This is a genomic window from Serratia sp. FDAARGOS_506 (assembly GCF_003812745.1).
In the GTDB taxonomy this organism is placed as follows: Bacteria; Pseudomonadota; Gammaproteobacteria; order Enterobacterales; family Enterobacteriaceae; genus Serratia.
This window is the reverse complement of sequence record NZ_CP033831.1, coordinates 1,643,183-1,661,424: the sequence shown is the minus strand read 5'-3', so window position 1 is coordinate 1,661,424 and position 18,242 is coordinate 1,643,183. Positions and strand designations below refer to the sequence as shown.

Annotated in this window: 16 protein-coding genes; 2 read left to right on the top strand and 14 right to left on the bottom strand. The window is 58.0% G+C overall.

Going from position 1 to position 18,242, the window contains the following annotated elements:
* Nucleotides 1–49 precede the first annotated feature (49 nt).
* The 14 genes from wecG to trxA all read right to left on the bottom strand — a co-directional run bounded on the left by wecG (nt 50) and on the right by trxA (nt 15,252).
* A complete protein-coding gene (gene wecG / locus EGY12_RS08065) occupies nt 50–790 on the bottom strand; it encodes a lipopolysaccharide N-acetylmannosaminouronosyltransferase (protein ID WP_123893095.1) in 741 nt (246 codons plus the stop codon).
* 14 nt (nt 791–804) lie between these two features.
* Nucleotides 805–2,172 (bottom strand): ECA oligosaccharide polymerase, encoded by a 1,368-nt coding sequence (gene wzyE, locus EGY12_RS08060; RefSeq protein ID WP_123893094.1) that lies wholly within the window; start codon nt 2,170–2,172, stop codon nt 805–807.
* Nucleotides 2,169–3,254 carry a TDP-N-acetylfucosamine:lipid II N-acetylfucosaminyltransferase gene (locus EGY12_RS08055; protein WP_123893093.1) on the bottom strand — a complete coding sequence of 362 codons (1,086 nt, stop codon included), beginning with the start codon at nt 3,252–3,254 and terminating at the stop codon, nt 2,169–2,171. The genes wzyE and EGY12_RS08055 overlap by 4 nt, the downstream gene beginning before the upstream one ends.
* The gene (gene wzxE / locus EGY12_RS08050; RefSeq protein ID WP_123893092.1) at nt 3,251–4,501 is read right to left on the bottom strand and encodes a lipid III flippase WzxE; all 1,251 of its coding nucleotides are present in this window, start codon (nt 4,499–4,501) and stop codon (nt 3,251–3,253) included. Before wzxE ends, EGY12_RS08055 begins: the two co-directional genes overlap by 4 nt.
* Before the next feature lies 1 nt (nt 4,502).
* Nucleotides 4,503–5,633, bottom strand: coding sequence for a dTDP-4-amino-4,6-dideoxygalactose transaminase (gene rffA / locus EGY12_RS08045; protein ID WP_123893091.1), 1,131 nt, complete (start codon nt 5,631–5,633; stop codon nt 4,503–4,505).
* Nucleotides 5,620–6,351, bottom strand: coding sequence for a dTDP-4-amino-4,6-dideoxy-D-galactose acyltransferase (gene rffC / locus EGY12_RS08040; protein ID WP_123893090.1), 732 nt, complete (start codon nt 6,349–6,351; stop codon nt 5,620–5,622). Before rffC ends, rffA begins: the two co-directional genes overlap by 14 nt.
* Entirely contained in the window at nt 6,329–7,210 is an 882-nt protein-coding gene (gene rfbA / locus EGY12_RS08035) for a glucose-1-phosphate thymidylyltransferase RfbA (RefSeq protein ID WP_049273078.1), read from the bottom strand. Before rfbA ends, rffC begins: the two co-directional genes overlap by 23 nt.
* 48 nt (nt 7,211–7,258) lie before the next feature.
* Complete coding sequence (rffG, locus tag EGY12_RS08030) at nt 7,259–8,326, bottom strand: dTDP-glucose 4,6-dehydratase (protein ID WP_123893089.1); 1,068 nt, start codon at nt 8,324–8,326, stop codon at nt 7,259–7,261.
* Nucleotides 8,323–9,585, bottom strand: a complete 1,263-nt coding sequence (gene wecC, locus EGY12_RS08025; RefSeq protein ID WP_123893088.1) for a UDP-N-acetyl-D-mannosamine dehydrogenase — start codon at nt 9,583–9,585, stop codon at nt 8,323–8,325. The genes rffG and wecC overlap by 4 nt, the downstream gene beginning before the upstream one ends.
* Entirely contained in the window at nt 9,582–10,712 is a 1,131-nt protein-coding gene (gene wecB, locus EGY12_RS08020; RefSeq protein ID WP_123893087.1) for a non-hydrolyzing UDP-N-acetylglucosamine 2-epimerase, read from the bottom strand. Before wecB ends, wecC begins: the two co-directional genes overlap by 4 nt.
* 86 nt (nt 10,713–10,798) lie before the next feature.
* Complete coding sequence (gene wzzE / locus EGY12_RS08015) at nt 10,799–11,851, bottom strand: ECA polysaccharide chain length modulation protein (RefSeq protein WP_123893086.1); 1,053 nt, start codon at nt 11,849–11,851, stop codon at nt 10,799–10,801.
* A gap of 20 nt (nt 11,852–11,871) precedes the next feature.
* The gene (wecA, locus tag EGY12_RS08010; RefSeq protein ID WP_004934192.1) at nt 11,872–12,969 is read right to left on the bottom strand and encodes a UDP-N-acetylglucosamine--undecaprenyl-phosphate N-acetylglucosaminephosphotransferase; all 1,098 of its coding nucleotides are present in this window, start codon (nt 12,967–12,969) and stop codon (nt 11,872–11,874) included.
* A 296-nt stretch (nt 12,970–13,265) separates the two neighbouring features.
* On the bottom strand, nt 13,266–14,525 hold the full coding sequence (gene rho, locus EGY12_RS08005) for a transcription termination factor Rho (protein ID WP_004934188.1): 1,260 nt from the start codon (nt 14,523–14,525) through the stop codon (nt 13,266–13,268).
* A 400-nt stretch (nt 14,526–14,925) separates the two neighbouring features.
* On the bottom strand, nt 14,926–15,252 hold the full coding sequence (gene trxA, locus EGY12_RS08000; protein WP_123893085.1) for a thioredoxin TrxA: 327 nt from the start codon (nt 15,250–15,252) through the stop codon (nt 14,926–14,928).
* A gap of 131 nt (nt 15,253–15,383) precedes the next feature.
* Here trxA and rhlB point away from each other — a divergent pair, with 131 nt between their 5' ends.
* On the top strand, nt 15,384–16,670 hold the full coding sequence (gene rhlB, locus EGY12_RS07995) for an ATP-dependent RNA helicase RhlB (RefSeq protein WP_123893084.1): 1,287 nt from the start codon (nt 15,384–15,386) through the stop codon (nt 16,668–16,670).
* A gap of 5 nt (nt 16,671–16,675) precedes the next feature.
* Nucleotides 16,676–18,172 carry an exopolyphosphatase gene (gene ppx, locus EGY12_RS07990; RefSeq protein WP_123893083.1) on the top strand — a complete coding sequence of 499 codons (1,497 nt, stop codon included), beginning with the start codon at nt 16,676–16,678 and terminating at the stop codon, nt 18,170–18,172.
* The last annotated feature ends 70 nt before the right edge of the window (nt 18,173–18,242 follow it).

The following is an 18,242-nucleotide window of genomic DNA, read 5'->3' as shown; positions in this document are numbered from 1 at the left end:
TGGTACAGCAGACCGGAGCGGAACAGCACTTTCCGCCCCGGATGAGGGGTTACATCTTGCCGCTGTAGTAGTAGCCGACAAACTTCAACAGCTTCAACTGTCGGCCAATGCGGCTGGGCTGGCTGAGCAGGCGGTAGAGCCATTCCAGACCGAGATTCTGCCACACCTTGGGCGCACGCTTCACATGGCCGGTAAAGACGTCGTAGGTGCCGCCCACGCCCATATATAGCGCCTGCGGATGCACCTTGCGGCAGTCGCGCATCAGAAGCTCCTGCTTCGGCGATCCCATCGCCACCGTCACGATAGCCGCGCCGCTGGCACGAATACGCTCGAACAACGCCTCTCGCTGATCCGGTTTGAAATAGCCGTCCTGGCTGCCTACCAGGTTGACATTCCACTGGCTGCGCAGCTTTTGCTCGGTTTCCGCCAAGACCTCCGGTTTGCCGCCGACCAGGAAGACCGGCGTGCCTTCACGGCCAGCGCGTTGCATCAAGGCCTCCCACAGATCGGCACCCGCAACGCGCGAAACGTCCGCCACAGGGTATTTGCGACGAATCGAACGCACCATGCTGATGCCGTCGGCGTACTTGTACTCCGCCTCATCCAGCAACGCATGCAGCGCCTGGTCCTCTTCCGCCTTCAGGATCTTTTCCGCGTTCATTGCCACCAGCGTGCCCTGCTTTACCCGGCCGCCGTCGAACAAAAAGTCCATGCAGTGCGCCATATCGCGAAAGCCCCACAGGCTGAAACCGCGCAGCTCATACTGCGGCACCGAAATCTTTGCTTCCATCGTTCTCATTACCCTTACAAAAGACCGTTCGCCCGAGAAGGAGACGCCAACGCGCGGGCGCGCGTCACTCTGGCCTTGATCAACCCGGCGGTATCGAACAGCCAATACAGCAACTTCGCCAGCACCAGACAGGCGCCGAAAATAATGCAGAAGAACACCACGCGCGACACGAATGAGTCTACCCCTTCGCGCGCCAACACGATCATGTTGAACACCGCACCGAAACAGAAGCCTTGCAGGATAGCCGCCTTATAACGGTTCGGTTCGGTTTTGCCCAACTCATACAGCCAGTCGAACCACTTGATGATCATGCCCACCAGAATCGCGCCGAGAGGGATAAACAGCGCGCCGCCCATCACCACCAGTGAACCGATCAGCGTCGGGGAAATCGCCAGCCCGGAGTGATTGTTCAGCACTTCCCAGGTGAAGTAGTTGGCCGAGTTCAGCACCACGTCCGGCCGGCCCGGCCATAGCCAGGTTGGAATAAAGACGTAGAAATCACGCACAATCGGCGCCAGGCCCTGGAAATCGATCTTGTCGTAATTTTGCAGCAGCAGCGCCAGGTTTTCCCACGGCGAGAAGGTATCGCGGGTCAGGTAGAGGAAGGTATAAAACGCTTCCGCACCGCTGACGTCCAAACTGTAGCGTTTCAACGCCAACCAGAACATGCCGACCACGCCGAATATGCCCGCCGCCGCCAGCATCCACAGCGTGATCCAACCGCGCACGATGCCGATAAACAGGAACAGCGCGAAGGCGATGATAATGTTGGCGCGAGTGCCGCCGACGATCACGTAGGTCAGAATACCGAACGCCACCGTTGCCACCAGGAACAAGAACCAGGCTCGCAGATCCTGCCGCAGGAAGTAGACCACCAGCATCGCCGGAATGAAGAAGTAGAAGAACCGCTTGAGCGCCACGCCGGAAACGTCGCTGGAGAAGATCTGGCTGTAGGAATTAAGCTTGAACAGCAGGAAGCCGTTCTGCATGAAGAAAATCCCCACGGTGCCGATCGCAACCAGAGCCAGTAACACCCAGGTAATGTGGGTTTCCACCCGATTCATGGTAAACAGCGCCGTACGCGGCTGAGTGCGTTGCTTGCGCAGCCGGGTCTTGTAGGTGACGTAATAGATGGCGTAAAACGCCGTCGCCGATAGCAGGGCGTACAGCAGAAATTCCACCGGCACCACTTCGACGTCAAACTGAAACACCAGCAGGCAGGTCAGCGGGAAACCGAAATAGAACGTCAGCAAATACAGCAGCGAGAAGAAGACGTTGAAGTTAAAGCGCACACGCCGAAACTCCTGGTAGGTCAGCGTCAGGATAAACGTCAGGCTGACCAGATAGACGACAAACAGGCCGCCGAATTGTGCCAACGTCATGAGCTTTCTCCCGCCGCCAACGCCAGAGCTTGCTGCCAGCCGTCGACATAGTTCGGATTGAAGAAGGCGATCGCCTGTTTATCCACCGCCGCCAGTTGGCGCTGCGCTTCGCGCACCACCGCCTCGTCCAGCGAATCGCCATAGAACAACACCGGCAGGTGCTGTTCCGCCAAGTCCTGCCAGAACGGGTTTTGCCGGCTGAGCACAAAAGGCACGCCGAACTGAATCAGCAGGCACAGGGTGCCAATCCCCTGCTGGCGATTGAAAATGAAATAGCCGAGATCGCAGGCGCGCAGAATATTGAGATAGTCCTCAAACGCCACCTGCTGCGTGAGCAGCTGCAGGTTTTTCTCGCCGAACAACGGCAATCCGGCGGCGCGCACCTGCTCAATGTAGGCATCGTTGTTGGCCGGATAACCCATCGGCAGGATCACGCGCACGTCGGCGCCGAACTGCTGATGAATCGCCTGCAGCGCTTCGATATGCCGATTGCTGCGATCGCCGGAGTTGCCCACCAGAATCGTCATCGGCCCGGCCAGGTTTTTCTCGACGTGAACGTCGGTCAGCGCCGGATCCATGCGGGTCGGGAAGTACAGCAGCGAGGCCGGCACCCGCGCATGGCGCTGCTGGTAGTGAATTACGTCACCGCGGGTGGCGAACACATTTCCCACTCGTCCCTGCGCAATACGGCGCAGCAGATAGAACAGCCGGAATTTCCAGCTGGTGGCGTCTTCATACAGATCGGCGCCCCAAATATGCCAACTGACCTGACGCGCCTTGATCTTGCCGCTCAGCAGCGCCAGCCACAGTCCTGCATTGAACTGGCCGTGCAGGAAAAAGCGCGCGCCGCGATCGGCCTGGGCGCGGGCAATCACCGCCGCCGCCAGGCTTTTCTTGTCCGCATAAGGCTCAATGTTCAGGGCGGGGAAATCTCCCAGTGCCGCCGCATCCTTGGCCGCCACCATAAAATGCCGCGTCTGCTCAGCCGGCAAACGCGGTGCCAGCACGTCGTTGAAGAAGCGCAGCACCGTCTGGTTATGATGCGGGATATCGGATCCCAGAACGTGAATCAGTGTGGTCATACTCGTCTACGATAGATAAGAAACACGCAGCTACAGAGCGTGAAATACACGATGTAGGTTGCCATATAGGCCTGAGCCGCTCCCAATGCGCCGTGCAGTGGGATCAGCCAGTGCGAGAACAGCGTCAGCAGCAGAAACTGGCTGACTTCCGTCAGGATATAAAAACGCAACGACGCTTTGGCGATCACCAGATAGCCGAACACATAAGCCCCGACTTTCAGCACGTCGCCCACCAGCTGCCAAGCAAACAGATCGCGCATGGCGACAAATTTGTCCGAGAACAGCAGCCAAATAGCGAAATCGCGCAGCAGCCAGACCGTAAAGCTCGCCGCTGCTACTGCCGGCAGCACGAATTTCAGTGAACGCACGATCTCCCGTGAGATGGCGCCCTTGTCCGTCAACCGCGACAGCGTCGGCAGCAGATAGACGGTAAACGAGGCGGTGATAAACTGCAGATAGGCGTCGGAAATGCTGCTGACACCCTGCCAAATCCCCACTTCATCCCAACCGTAATGGGCGGCCAACAGGTTTCGCATCATCACGTAGGCCACCGGCAGCGTCACCGAGGTGATCAACGCCATGATGGTGAACTTACCGAGGTTGCCGGCCACCCGTTTGTCCCAACGCGGCGCCAAATAACGCAGCGGCAGCGTTTTGCGCCGCCACAGCATCAGCCCGGCAGGCAACACCACCAACGCCGGCACCAGAGCCAGCCCCGCCAGCGCGCCTTCATAACCACCCAGCTTGAAGCACAGGTAATAAGCCACCACGCCAATCAGGCTGCCGCCAATCACCGCCAGCGCATTGCCCATCGCATCGCGATAGCCTTTCAGCACCGCCATAAACAGGTTGGCGTAGGCGATACCCATCTGAATAAAGGCGACGGCGCGCACTACACCGACGTAATCGGCATGCCCAAACAGCCCAATGCTGATAGGCTCGGCGGCGAACAAAAACACCAACGCCAGCAAGGTCGAAAAGCCCAGCACAATGCTCGACGCCGTACCAACCGCCAGACGCAGACGCTGCGGATCCTGATGGTACTCCGCCACATACTTGGTAATGCCGTTAAAAATGCCCGCGCCGGACAACACGCCCAACACGGTGATCAACTGACGGAAGTTACCCGCCTGCCCCACGCCGCTGGGGCCAAACGCCACCGCCAGCAGTTTCACCACCAACAGCCCCACGCCGATTTTGATCAGCGTGGAGCCGGCGGTCCATATTGACGCTTTTGCCAACGACATATCAGGCGAAGAAGCTCAGTATGCTATTGATAACCGTACGTTGATTAACATCGGACATATTGTAGAACAGCGGCAAGCGCACCAAGCGCGCGCTTTCCTGCGAGGTGTAGCGGTCTTCGCCGGCAAAGCGGCCAAAACGTTCGCCAGCCGGGCAGTCATGCAGCGGGATATAATGGAACACCGTCATGATCTCGGCTTCTTTCAAATAGTCGATAAATGCGGTGCGATCGTCGATATCGCGCAGCTTGATATAGAACATGTGCGCATTGTGCTCGCAATCTGCCGGTATGCTCGGCAGCTCGATGCGGCCGGCCTGCGCCAACGGCAGGAAACTGCCGTAATACTTTTGCCACAGCGACAGGCGGCGCTGGTTAATGCGCTCCGCCACTTCCAGTTGCCCCCACAGGTAGGCGGCCTGCAAATCAGACATCAGATAGCTGGAGCCGATGTCGCGCCAGGTATATTTGTCCACCTGGCCACGGAAGAACTGGCTGCGGTTGGTGCCTTTCTCGCGGATGACTTCCGCCCGATCGATCAGGGCCGGATCGTTCACCAGCGTCGCGCCGCCTTCGCCGCCGGCGGTATAGTTTTTGGTTTCATGGAAGCTGAAGCAGCCGATATGGCCGATAGTGCCCAAAGCCTTGCCTTTGTAGGTCGACATTACGCCCTGAGCGGCGTCTTCCACCACGAACAGGTTATATTTCTTCGCCAGCGCCATGATGGTATCCATCTCGCAGGCGACGCCGGCGTAATGCACCGGCACGATCGCGCGGGTTTTATCGGTGATCGCCGCTTCGATTTTGGTTTCGTCGATGTTCATGGTATCCGGACGCAGGTCGACGAACACCACTTTGGCGCCGCGCAACACAAAGGCATTGGCGGTAGAGACGAAGGTAAAACTCGGCATGATCACTTCGTCACCCGGCTGAATATCCAGCAGGATGGCGGCCATTTCCAACGACGCGGTGCAAGAAGGCGTCAACAACACCTTCGCGCTGCCGAAACGCTGTTCCATCCACTGCTGGCAGCGACGGGTAAAACCGCCGTCGCCGCATAGTTTGCCGCTGCTCATTGCAGCCTGCATATATTCCAGTTCAGTGCCAACAACCGGTGGAGCGTTAAATGGAATCATGTCTACCTCTGTATAACCAATACGCGGTGCTTTCAATCACGGCACCCTGTCGTTGATAGAGTCGTAATGCGGCGATATTGCCAACCTGGGTCGCAACCCGCAGGCACTGCATACCCTGACGCCGACATTCGGCGATCGCCGCCGCCATCAGCCGGGTGCCAATGCCCCGACCGGACGTGCCGGGGAATGCCGCCAGCAAGCCGATACGCATTTCCTGGCTGCCTATGTCACGCAGGCTGACAAAGCCTTCGGGTTGCCCCAGGTCATCCAGTACCAGCAAGCATTGATGATCAAAGGTGCCCAGCACCGCTTTTTCAATCCAGGCCGCATAGAATCGCCCGCTATCGGCGCGATCGTACCACGGTGCGCGAAACCGGCTGGCGTCGAACACCTCGCCGGCCGCAGCCCGAAGCGACGGAATGTCCTCGGGAACGGCCAGACGCACCGCAACCGCCGAAACAGCATCGGGCGTCGTGCGTTCTGGCGCAACGTTCACCGCCAGATCCACTTCCCCTTCGACCAGCCGGAATCCCAGCGTAGACAGCGCATCAGCCCACTCCAGGCGGTAAGCAGGAATTTTGGCCTGCACCAACGCATAGGCATCCAATTCGGCCGCGACCACGGGCGCCGCCGAGCTATCGAAATGTAACTTGGCGCTCTCTAATTGGAAGAAGTCGCTCTCCCAATTCAGCGGTTCAATACTGGCGTGGACGCGCATGCAGTAAATCCAGTAAGTATTTGCCGTAACCGGTTTTGGCCAGCGTCTGAGCCGCGCGTTTCACGCCCTCATCATCCAGCCAACCATTGCGCCAGGCGATCTCCTCAAGGCAGGCGATTTTAAAGCCCTGGCGTTTCTCAACCGTCTGCACGAAGCTGCTGGCTTCCAGCAGACTGTCATGAGTGCCGGTGTCCAGCCAGGCGAAACCGCGCCCCAGCAGCTCGACGGTCAGCTCTCCGCGCTCCAGATACATCTGGTTAATGCTGGTGATCTCCAGCTCGCCACGCTCGGAAGGTTTCACCTGCTTGGCAAACTCCACTACCTGGCTATCGTAGAAGTACAGGCCGGTCACCGCCCAGTTGGACTTCGGTTTAACCGGTTTTTCTTCAATCGACAGCGCACGGAAGTTGTCGTCAAACTCCACCACGCCAAAACGCTCGGGATCCATCACCTGATAGCCAAACACGGTCGCGCCGGTAGTGCGCGCCGCAACGCTTCTCAGCTTGGGGCTGAACCCCTGGCCAAAGTAAATATTGTCGCCCAATACCAGACAGCTCGGCTCACCGGCCAGAAATTCTTCACCAATCAGAAATGCTTGGGCTAATCCCTCAGGGCTGGGCTGTTCGGCATAGCTGAGATTGATGCCAAACGCTTCGCCGCTGCCTAACAATCGTTTGAATGAAGGCAAATCTTCCGGCGTGGAAATAATCAGAATATCTTTGATCCCCGCCAGCATCAGCACCGAAAGCGGATAATAGATCATCGGCTTGTCATAAATCGGCAGCAGTTGTTTGGATACGCCACGAGTAATCGGATGCAGACGCGTACCGGAACCGCCGGCGAGAATAATGCCTTTCATACAGACTCCAAAGCCCGCCGTACCGCTGCAAAGCGGCACGGCGTTAAATTAATCTGACAGCCCCAAACGCTCACCGGCATAAGAACCGTCTTGCACGCGACGCCACCAGGTTTCGTTGTTCAGGTACCAAACCACCGTTTTGCGAAGGCCGCTTTCGAACGTTTCCTGCGGATGCCAACCCAACTCACGATCGATTTTGCCGGCGTCGATGGCATAACGCATATCGTGGCCCGGACGATCCTTCACGTAAGTGATGAGATCGCGGTAGTGAGCCACACCCTGCGGCTTGTTCGGTGCCAGTTCTTCCAGCAGATCGCAAATGGTCTGCACCACTTCGATATTCTTGCGCTCGTTATGGCCGCCGATATTGTACGTTTCGCCCACCACGCCTTCGGTCACGACCTGATAGAGTGCGCGCGCGTGATCTTCGACATACAGCCAGTCGCGCACCTGCGCGCCGTTGCCGTATACCGGCAGCGGTTTGCCGGCTACCGCATTCAGGATCACCAATGGAATCAGCTTCTCCGGGAAGTGATAAGGGCCGTAGTTGTTCGAACAGTTGGTCACGAGGGTCGGCAAGCCGTAGGTGCGCAACCAGGCACGCACCAGATGATCGCTCGACGCCTTGGAGGCGGAATACGGGCTGCTCGGCGCATACGGGGTGGTTTCGGTGAACAGATCGTCGGTGCCGTGCAAGTCGCCGTACACTTCATCGGTGGAGATATGGTGGAAGCGGAAAGCCAGTTTCTTCTCCGCTTCCAGCGGTTGCCAGTAGCGTCGCGCCGCTTCCAACAGGGTATAAGTGCCGACCACATTGGTCTCGATAAACGCTGCCGGGCCATCGATAGAGCGATCGACATGACTTTCCGCCGCCAGGTGCATCACCACGTCCGGCTGATACTGGGCAAATACCCGATCCAGCTCGGCGCGATCGCAAATGTCGACCTGTTCGAAAGCATAACGCTCGTTCTCCGCGACCCCCGCCAGCGATTCAAGGTTGCCGGCATAGGTCAGCTTATCCACCACCACCACGCTGTCATCGGTGGCTTCGATGATGTGTCGCACGACCGCAGAACCGATAAAGCCGGCACCACCGGTCACTAAGATACGTTTCAACGCCAGACTCCCTTGGTATCGACCACCCAGGTTTGTTTGATTTCTTCCGGTCGGATAGCCTTGAACTGCTGGTGATCGACCAACATCACGATCACATCGGCCTGCTGCAACGCCTCAGCGATTGGCGTCAACGTCACATGGCCCACCAGCGACTTCGGCAGCTGTTCAACGTTCGGTTCCACCGCCAGCGTCTCGCCGACGTGCCATTCGGCGATCAGGTGTGCGACTTCTACCGCCGGGCTTTCACGCAGGTCGTCGATATTGGGTTTGAAGGCCAGGCCGAAGCAGGCGATTTTCACCTCGGACGCGCGCTTGTCGGTGGCGGCCAGGCAATCGGCCACCGCCGCTTTCACGCGGTCGACCACCCACAGCGGTTTACCGTCATTCACCAGACGTGCGGTGTGGATCAGACGCGCCTGCTGCGGGTTCTGCGCCACGATAAACCATGGATCGACGGCGATGCAGTGGCCGCCGACGCCCGGTCCCGGCTGCAGAATATTCACCCGTGGATGGCGGTTCGCCAGGCGAATCAGTTCCCAAACGTTGATCCCCTGCTCGGCACAAATCAACGACAGTTCGTTGGCGAAGGCGATATTCACGTCGCGGAAGCTGTTTTCCGTCAGCTTGCACATCTCGGCAGTGCGCGAATTGGTGATAACGCATTCACCCTCGAGGAAAATCTTGTACAGCGCACTGGCACGTTCCGAGCACTTCGGCGTCATGCCGCCGATCACGCGGTCATTTTGAATCAGCTCCACCATGACCTGCCCCGGCAGCACGCGCTCCGGGCAATAGGCGATATTCACGTCCGCCGCCTCGCCCGCTTGCTGCGGGAAGCTGAGATCGCTGCGCGCCTGCGCCAGCCATTCCGCCATCTGTTCGGTGGCGCCCACCGGCGAGGTGGACTCGAGGATCACCAGATCGCCTTTTTTCAGCACCGGCGCCAGCGATTTCGCTGCCGCTTCGACATAGGCCAGATCCGGCTCGTGATCGCCCTTGAATGGCGTAGGCACTGCGATCAGGAACGCATCGGCCGCCAGCGGTTTGGTCACCGCCTGCAGGAAACCGCCGTCGACGGCGTCCTTGACCACTTTGTCCAGATCCGGCTCAACGATGTGGATCGCGCCGCGGTTAATGGTATCTACCGCATGTTGGTTAACATCTACGCCCACCACTTTTTTCTTGCGGGAAGCAAACGCCGCCGCCGTTGGCAAGCCGATATAACCCAGGCCGATAACTGAAATAGTGTCAAAACTCATAGTGTCACCTGATGGTTCTTTAAAGCTTCGAGAATACGCTGACAGGCATGTCCGTCACCGTATGGGTTGTGCGCCCGACTCATCGCGTGATATTCGCTTTCGTCCGTCAACAGCCGGGTCACCGCTTCAACAATGTTGGCCACATCAGTGCCGACCAAACGCACCGTACCCGCATCTATCGCCTCCGGGCGTTCGGTGGTGTCGCGCATCACCAGCACCGGTTTGCCTAACGATGGCGCCTCTTCCTGGATGCCGCCGGAGTCGGTCAGGATCATGTAAGCCTGGGTCATCAAATAGACAAACGGCAGATAATCCTGCGGTTCGATCAACATGACGTTGTCGATACCTTTCAGAATCCGATTCACCGGCTCACTGACGTTCGGATTGAGGTGCACCGGATACACCACCTGTACTTCCGGGTGGTTGCGGGCGATTTCCGCCAACGCGCTGCAAATTCGCTCAAAGCCGCCGCCAAAGCTTTCACGGCGATGGCCGGTGACCAGAATCAGTTTCTTGTCGGCGTCAAGGAACGGGTAACGCTGTGCCAGGCCAGCCCGCAGTGCGGTATCGCTCATCACGCGATCGCGCACCCAGAACAGCGCATCGATCACCGTATTGCCGGTCACGAAAATACGGTTGTCCGGCAGCAGTTCGCGCAACAGATTTTGCCGCGAGTTCTCGGTCGGCGCGAAATGGTACATCGCCAGATGGCCGGTCAGTTTGCGGTTGGCCTCTTCCGGCCAGGGAGAATACAGATTGCCGGTGCGCAATCCGGCCTCGACATGCCCGACAGGGATGCGTTGATAGAACGCCGCCAGGCTGGTCGCCAGCGTGGTCGTGGTATCGCCGTGCACCAGCACCACGTCCGGTTTGAAGTCTTCCAGCACCCCTTTCAGCCCTTCCAGGATGCGGCAGGTGATTTCCGTTAGCCCCTGGCCAGGTTTCATGATGTTCAGGTCGTAATCCGGCGTGATCTCAAACAACCGCAATACCTGATCCAACATCTCACGATGCTGTGCCGTTACGCAGACTCTTGCGTCAAAGGCCTCATCCTGGGCCAGTGCATGTACCAGCGGCGCCATTTTAATGGCTTCCGGCCTGGTGCCGAAAACAGTCAACACTTTCACAGCGAATCTCTTTTGGTCGGTTAATCGCAGGCCCCGCCTGCGAATGGGGCGCTCACGCGCCCTGCATCAGATTATTATATTATTTTTTAACTACGCGGCCGACGCGCCAAGGCAACACCCGCGCCAACCAAAGCGCCCATCGCGCCCCACAGAATCAGCCAGAAGACCCGGCGTGGGCTGTCGCGTTTTACCGGCTCTTCCGGCGTACGCAAATAGCGATAGGTCTGGAACTTCTCATCCAACGTCGGGCCAACGTTCAGCGTCGCCAGCATCGCGCGGTTCTGATCGTAATCCAGGTCATAGGTCGGGCCGGAAGCCTGCAGGCCTTCCAGGCGCGCCTGCAGCATTGGCCGGCCCAACAGGAACAGATCCGAATCCGGCAGTTGCTCGGCCGGGGTATCGGTTTGCGTGCGGCTGATCCCCTGGCTCTCGGCGATTTTCAGCGCCTGCTGCGTGGTGTTCAGCTCACGCTTGTAAACCGACTCCGCCACCGCTTCCTGACGCTTGACCTGCGCCTGCATCGAGGTGGTGCGGGCAGCCCACGCTCCCTGGATCTCTTCGTTCAGGTGCAGGGCAGCGCGGTGGCTGGCGAAAGCCACGTATTGACGCAGCAGGCGGTTGGCGTCCGCAGCGGTTTCCGCCGTCAGCTTCACGCCGTCGTTCGGCACTTTCTTGTCGTCGCGCGGCGTGAACAGGATGTTGTTGATCAGCTCGTCGAGCAACGCCGCATCGGCGCGGGCATCCCCTTCCTGACGCTGCTTGTAGTAATCGCTCTGCAACCAGAAATCGCGACGCGTATCGTAAGCCGCCAGTTGCATGATGAACTCATTGTACGCTTCATCCGCGATGCTCGGCTGCTCGCCGGCCGTCGCCGGCAACGTGCGCACGTCCAGATTGCGCAGGAACTGCTGTTGCGAGTAGTAACCGCCCAGCGCATTCACCGTAGGTCTGTCCGTGATGGCAGTCGCGCTCCACTCTTGTTTAACCAGATAAGAGACGATCAGCGCGACCGCCGCGAACAGCACCGCAATGCCGATAATCCACGGTTTGCCGCGCCACAGAGTGCAGCACAGGCCGCGGATATCGAGTTCGTTATCCACCACCGGGGTATGCTTGTCAGACGTTGTTTCTGGATTCATCACAGCCAAAAAGCCTCTGGTTAAGATACTTGCTTGTTATCGCTCGAACGCCGCAGGCGACGCTTGATACGCTTAATGTACCGCGCAACCCGCCAGGCGCGCTTGATGCAGTAACCGTACAGGAAGAACGCAAGCAAGAATAATGCCAACATAACCCACTCTGGGATAAAAGTCAGGCGTTCGCCGATCACGCCAACCGCCGCCAGCAGCGCGGCCGCCAGGGTGATCAGCACGAAAGCCTGCCGCGGCGTAAAGCCGGCGCGCATGATCAGGTGGTGAATATGTTGACGATCGGGAGAGAAGGGGCTCATCCCCTTGCGTAAACGACGATACATGATTGCTATCATGTCCATCAGCGGAATAGCGATGATCCACAGCGCGGTCACCGGGTTAATCGAGTGTGCCTTTCCCTGCGAGCTTTGCAGCAGCAGCCAAATGGCGGTAAAGCCAATCAGGGTACTGCCGGCGTCCCCCATGAACACCTTATAACGGCGGCCGAGGATGCCGAGGTTGAGCAAAATATAGGGAACGATAGTGGCGATCATCGCAAAGCACCAGAACGCCAGTTCATGATGGCCGCTCAGGTACAGCAATAGGCCCAGCGCGCCGAAGGAGACGCACGACAGCCCACCCAGCAGGCCATCGATGCCGTCGACCATGTTGAAGGCATTGATCGCCGCCCATACCGCGAACAGCGTCACCAGATAGCCGAACGGCCCCAGCAACATCTCCCAATCGCCCAACACATGGCCGAAGCTGCGCAGATACAGACCGGCGAACACCATCATGGCGATGCCGACCAACGCCTGCACCAGGGCGCGGATTTTAACGCTGATGTCGAAACGGTCGTCGAGCGCGCCCACAAACACCAGAATGCCGGCGCAGGTAAGATAAAGCTTGGCGTGCGCGATAGGCTGTTCCGAAATCCAAAACGCGAAGCACAACCCGGCATAAACGGAAATACCGCCGACCAGCGGAATCAACCCCTGATGGCGTTTGCGATAATTGGGTTTATCTACCAGACCAATACGTTTTGCCGCCTTGCGGGCAACAAAGAGAAAAGCCAAAGAAAACAGGAAAACAAATAGAATTTCAGTACTCATAGTGAGTAAGTTCACAGTTAACAGATCTCTGTAGAAGATAAGGCAGCTTACCACGGGCAATAGCTTGTGCCATCGGCCCCCGCCACCTTTCGGTCATTTCCTATGACAACGGTGATTCATGCCTATTTTCTTCGCTTCGGCTGACAAAATGACAGCAGCAAAGCCGATCGGCGCAGAGCCAACCGACAAACAAGATGAATTCTCAATAAGTCGAGGAAACAACTTACTTTTCCATTACTGCTACTTATCGTATCCGCCAAAAGCGAAAAACGCCACGACTAGGCGTGGCGTTCAGCGAATTTTTTAACGAATTATGAGCGTTTCATCATATCGAAGAATTCATCGTTGGTTTTAGTCATCGCCAACTTATTAATGAGGAACTCCATCGCGTCAATCTCACCCATCGGGTGAATGATTTTGCGCAGGATCCACATTTTCTGCAGCTCTTCGGAGGTGGTGAGCAGCTCTTCTTTACGGGTACCGGAGCGGTTGTAATCGATCGCAGGGAATACGCGTTTCTCGGCGATTTTACGCGCCAGGTGCAATTCCATGTTGCCGGTACCTTTAAATTCTTCGTAGATCACTTCATCCATCTTCGAACCGGTGTCAACCAGCGCGGTCGCGATGATGGTCAGGCTGCCGCCCTCTTCCACGTTACGCGCCGCACCGAAGAAGCGCTTCGGACGATGCAGGGCGTTGGCGTCCACACCACCGGTCAGCACCTTGCCAGAGGCCGGTACCACGGTGTTGTATGCGCGCGCCAGACGGGTGATGGAGTCGAGCAGAATGATCACGTCTTTCTTGTGCTCAACCAGGCGCTTGGCCTTCTCGATCACCATTTCGGCCACTTGCACGTGACGCGAAGCCGGTTCGTCGAAGGTCGATGCGATCACTTCGCCTTTCACCAGACGCTGCATCTCGGTCACTTCTTCCGGACGTTCGTCGATCAGCAGCACCATCAGCACGCAGTCTGGGTGGTTGTAGGCGATGCTCTGTGCGATGTTCTGCAGCAGCATGGTTTTACCGGCTTTCGGCGGTGCCACGATCAGGCCACGCTGGCCGCGGCCAATCGGCGCCGCCAGATCCAGTACGCGCGCCGTCAGGTCTTCGGTCGAACCGTTGCCGCGTTCCATCCGCAGGCGGGAATTGGCGTGCAGCGGCGTCAAGTTCTCGAACAGGATCTTGCTGCGGGCGTTTTCCGGCTTGTCGTAGTTGACTTCATTGACTTTCAGCAGGGCAAAATAGCGCTCGCCTTCTTTTGGCGGACGAATCTTACCGGAAATGGTGTCACCTGTGCGGAGGTTGAAGCGGCGGATTTGGCTAGGGGATACGTAGATGTCGTCGGGACCGGCGAGGTAGGAACTGTCTCCAGAGCGGAGGAAACCGAATCCATCCTGCAATATCTCGAGCACGCCGTCGCCGAAGATATCTTCTCCGCTTTTCGCATGTTGCTTCAGAATGGAGAAGATAATGTCCTGCTTGCGCATGCGGGCAAGGTTTTCCAGCCCCATATTTTCGCCGAGAGTAATCAGCTCAGAAACCGGCGTATTCTTTAATTCGGTAAGATTCATAGTGGTGGGTTCTTAAACTCGGGGTATGTCTCGAACTTGTATCGTGAATGGTATGGCAGCGAGATGCGTGCCTGTTTACTGGACGTTCGATCACCGGGCGCAGAGCCGTCGCGGTAAGAAATGGCTTACATCGGGCGCACGCATTGACGGTTGAAGATCGAAGGTACCTTAAAAATGATTTTTGCAAAACCGTTTGATTGCCAAAACACGGGTTGAGTTCAGTTTACTTTCAACGCCAGTGGTTCGACACAGAGTATAGCTTTAGATTCAAACTCTTTAGATTTAAAACTTCGGGCAAGTTCTATATGCAGTGTGGTTAAACTTAACACGCTTCTTGGCAGGCGTCTAGCGGTGAATTGAACATCACCACCAGGCGCCTGATACTGGGCTTCCCGCCCGATTACAGATTCGCGTTCAGGAAATCTTTGAGCTGACCTTTGGACAACGCGCCAACCTTGGTCGCGGCCACTTCACCGTTCTTGAACAGCAACAGCGTAGGGATGCCACGGATACCGTACTTGGGCGCGGTAGCCGGGTTCTGATCGATATTCAGCTTGGTGATGGTCAGTTTGCCTTCGAACTCTTCGGCAACCTCATCCAGAATCGGAGCAATCATCTTGCACGGCCCACACCATTCAGCCCAGAAATCGACCAGGATCGGCCCTTCCGCTTTCAGCACATCGGCTTCGAAGCTGCTGTCAGTCAGGTGAATAATTTTATCGCTCATGTTCTACTCCACAGGATTATGTCTACCTTGTTGGTGTAGCATTAACCAACTCAAGGTGATTTTATTGCACCGCGTTTATTTCAACGGATGTGCTTTCGTAAAGCAATAGTTAGCTGATATTCTACCACACTATGAGCAAAACACACTTGACTGAACAGAAGTTTTCCGACTTCGCCCTGCACCCGTTAGTCCTTGAAGCCCTTGAGAAAAAAGGGTTTCACAATTGCACGCCTATCCAGGCGTTAGCATTGCCGCTCACGCTCTCCGGGCGTGACGTTGCAGGTCAGGCGCAAACCGGTACCGGAAAGACGCTGGCGTTTTTGGCGTCTACTTTTCACTATTTGCTGACCCACCCGGCGAAACAGGATCGCCAGACCAATCAGCCGCGCGCCTTGATCATGGCGCCTACGCGTGAACTGGCGGTGCAAATCCACTCCGATGCGGAAGCTCTCTCCCAGACCACCGGCCTGAAACTGGGCCTGGCCTACGGCGGCGATGGCTACGACAAACAGCTGAAAGTGCTGGAAAGCGGCGTGGACATTCTGATTGGCACCACCGGCCGTTTAATCGATTACACCAAGCAGAACTATGTCGATCTCGGCGCGATGCAGGTCGTCGTGCTGGATGAAGCCGATCGCATGTACGATCTCGGCTTTATCAAAGACATCCGTTGGCTGTTCCGCCGCATGCCTGCGGCCGATCAACGCCTGAACATGCTGTTCTCCGCCACCCTGTCCTATCGCGTACGCGAGCTGGCCTTTGAGCAGATGAACAACGCCGAATATGTTGAAGTGGAACCGGAACAGAAAACCGGCCACCGTATTAAAGAAGAGCTGTTCTACCCGTCCAACGAAGAAAAAATGCGCCTGCTGCAGACGCTGATCGAAGAAGAGTGGCCAGATCGCGCCATCATCTTCGCCAACACCAAGCACCGCTGCGAAGACATCTGGGGCCATCTGGCCGCCGACGGTCATCGCGTCGGCCTGCTGACCGGTGACGTGGCGCAGAAAAAGCGCCTGCGCATCCTCGAGGACTTCACCAAGGGTAACCTCGATATCCTGGTCGCCACCGACGTCGCCGCGCGCGGTCTGCACATCCCTTCCGTCACGCACGTCTTCAACTACGATTTGCCTGACGACTGCGAAGACTACGTGCACCGCATCGGCCGTACCGGCCGCGCAGGCGCCAGCGGCCACTCCATCAGCCTGGCGTGTGAAGAGTACGCGCTCAACCTGCCGGCGATCGAGACCTATATCGACCACAGCATTCCGGTGAGCAAGTACAACAGCGATGCGCTGCTGACCGATTTGCCGGCGCCGAAGCGCCTGTCGCGTCCGCGCGGCGGCAACGGCCCACGTCGCAACTCCGCGCCTCGTCGCGGCGGCGCGCCGCGCAACAACCGTAAACGTTCGAGCTGATCGCCATGCTCAGTTCCAGCACGCTTTATGCTGCCATCGATCTCGGCTCCAACAGCTTCCACATGTTGGTGGTGCGCGAGGTGGCCGGCAGCATTCAGACTTTGGCGCGGATCAAGCGCAAGGTGCGTCTGGCGGCCGGGCTGGATCAGAACAATCACCTGTCGCATGAGGCCATGCAACGCGGCTGGCAGTGCCTGCGGCTGTTCTCTGAACGCCTGCAGGACATTCCGCGCGAGCAGATCCGCGTCGTCGCCACCGCCACGTTGCGCCTGGCGTCCAACGCCGATGAGTTCCTGCAGGTCGCCGAGCAAATCCTCGGCTGCCCGGTGCAGGTGATCAGCGGCGAAGAAGAGGCGCGGCTGATTTATCACGGCGTCGCGCATACCACCGGCGGGCCGGATCGGCGGCTGGTCGTCGACATCGGCGGCGGCAGCACCGAACTGGTCACCGGCACCGGCGCGCAGGCATCGCAGCTGTATAGCCTGTCGATGGGCTGCGTCACCTGGCTGGAGCGCTACTTCAGCGATCGCAACCTCGGGCAAGAAAATTTCGAGCGCGCTGAACAGGCCGCGCGCGAAATGGTGCGGCCGATCGCACCGCAACTGCGCCAGCAAGGTTGGCAGATCTGCGTCGGCGCTTCCGGCACCGTGCAGGCGCTGCAGGAGATCATGGTGGCACAAGGCATGGATGAACGCGTCACCCTGCCCAAACTGCGCCAGTTGAAACAGCGCGCCATTCAGTGCGGCAAGCTGGAAGAGCTGGAGATCGAAGGGTTGACGCTGGAGCGCGCGCTGGTCTTCCCGAGTGGACTGTCCATTCTGTTGGCCATCTTCCAGGAGCTGGGCATCGAGAGCATGATGCTGGCCGGCGGGGCGCTGCGTGAAGGCCTGGTTTACGGCATGCTGCATCTGCCGGTGGAGCAGGATATTCGCATCCGCACCATCCGCAACCTGCAGCGCCGTTACCTGATCGACACCGAGCAGGCCGAACGCGTCAGCCAACTCGCCGCCAACTTCTCGCAGCAGGTCGCCAACGAGTGGCAGTTGGATGCGCGATGTCGCGAGCTGTTGCACAGCGCCAGTCTGATCCACGAACTCGGCCTCAGCGTCGATTTCAAGCAGGCGCCGCAACACGCCGCCTACCTGATCCGCCACCTGGACTTACCCGGCTTTACCCCGGCGCAGAAAAAACTGCTGGCCACCCTGTTGCAAAACCAGAGCAACACCCTCGACCTGTCGCTGTTGAACCAGCAAAACGCCCTGCCGCCGCGCACTGCGCAGCGTCTGTGCCGCATTTTGCGCCTGGCGATCATCTTCGCCAGCCGCCGCCGCGACGATACGCTGCCGGCGGTGCGGTTACGCGCCAATCAGGACGATGAACTGACGGTGATCTTGCCGCCGGGTTGGCTGGAACAGCATCCGCTGCGCGCCGAGGCGCTGGAGCAGGAAAGCCACTGGCAGAGCTATGTCCACTGGACGCTGCGGTTGGAAGAACAGCGTTGAAATGACCAGGGCGCGATGAGCGCCTGAGGTTAATGGCAAACCTGATGCCATTGCCAAGTTTACAGAAGGC

Bases quoted from the DNA above. Each gene is read 5' to 3' on its own strand.
- wzzE (WP_123893086.1), bottom strand. From the start codon at position 11,851: ATGAATCCAGAAACAACGTCTGACAAGCATACCCCGGTGGTGGATAAC.
- rfbA (WP_049273078.1), bottom strand. From the start codon at position 7,210: ATGAAAGGCATTATTCTCGCCGGCGGTTCCGGTACGCGTCTGCATCCG.
- rhlB (WP_123893084.1), top strand. From the start codon at position 15,384: ATGAGCAAAACACACTTGACTGAACAGAAGTTTTCCGACTTCGCCCTG.
- ppx (WP_123893083.1), top strand. From the start codon at position 16,676: ATGCTCAGTTCCAGCACGCTTTATGCTGCCATCGATCTCGGCTCCAAC.
- wzxE (WP_123893092.1), bottom strand. From the start codon at position 4,501: ATGTCGTTGGCAAAAGCGTCAATATGGACCGCCGGCTCCACGCTGATC.
- trxA (WP_123893085.1), bottom strand. From the start codon at position 15,252: ATGAGCGATAAAATTATTCACCTGACTGACAGCAGCTTCGAAGCCGAT.
- wecC (WP_123893088.1), bottom strand. From the start codon at position 9,585: ATGAGTTTTGACACTATTTCAGTTATCGGCCTGGGTTATATCGGCTTG.
- rffA (WP_123893091.1), bottom strand. From the start codon at position 5,633: ATGATTCCATTTAACGCTCCACCGGTTGTTGGCACTGAACTGGAATAT.
- rffC (WP_123893090.1), bottom strand. From the start codon at position 6,351: ATGCGCGTCCACGCCAGTATTGAACCGCTGAATTGGGAGAGCGACTTC.
- rho (WP_004934188.1), bottom strand. From the start codon at position 14,525: ATGAATCTTACCGAATTAAAGAATACGCCGGTTTCTGAGCTGATTACT.
- EGY12_RS08055 (WP_123893093.1), bottom strand. From the start codon at position 3,254: ATGACCACACTGATTCACGTTCTGGGATCCGATATCCCGCATCATAAC.
- wecG (WP_123893095.1), bottom strand. From the start codon at position 790: ATGGAAGCAAAGATTTCGGTGCCGCAGTATGAGCTGCGCGGTTTCAGC.
- wzyE (WP_123893094.1), bottom strand. From the start codon at position 2,172: ATGACGTTGGCACAATTCGGCGGCCTGTTTGTCGTCTATCTGGTCAGC.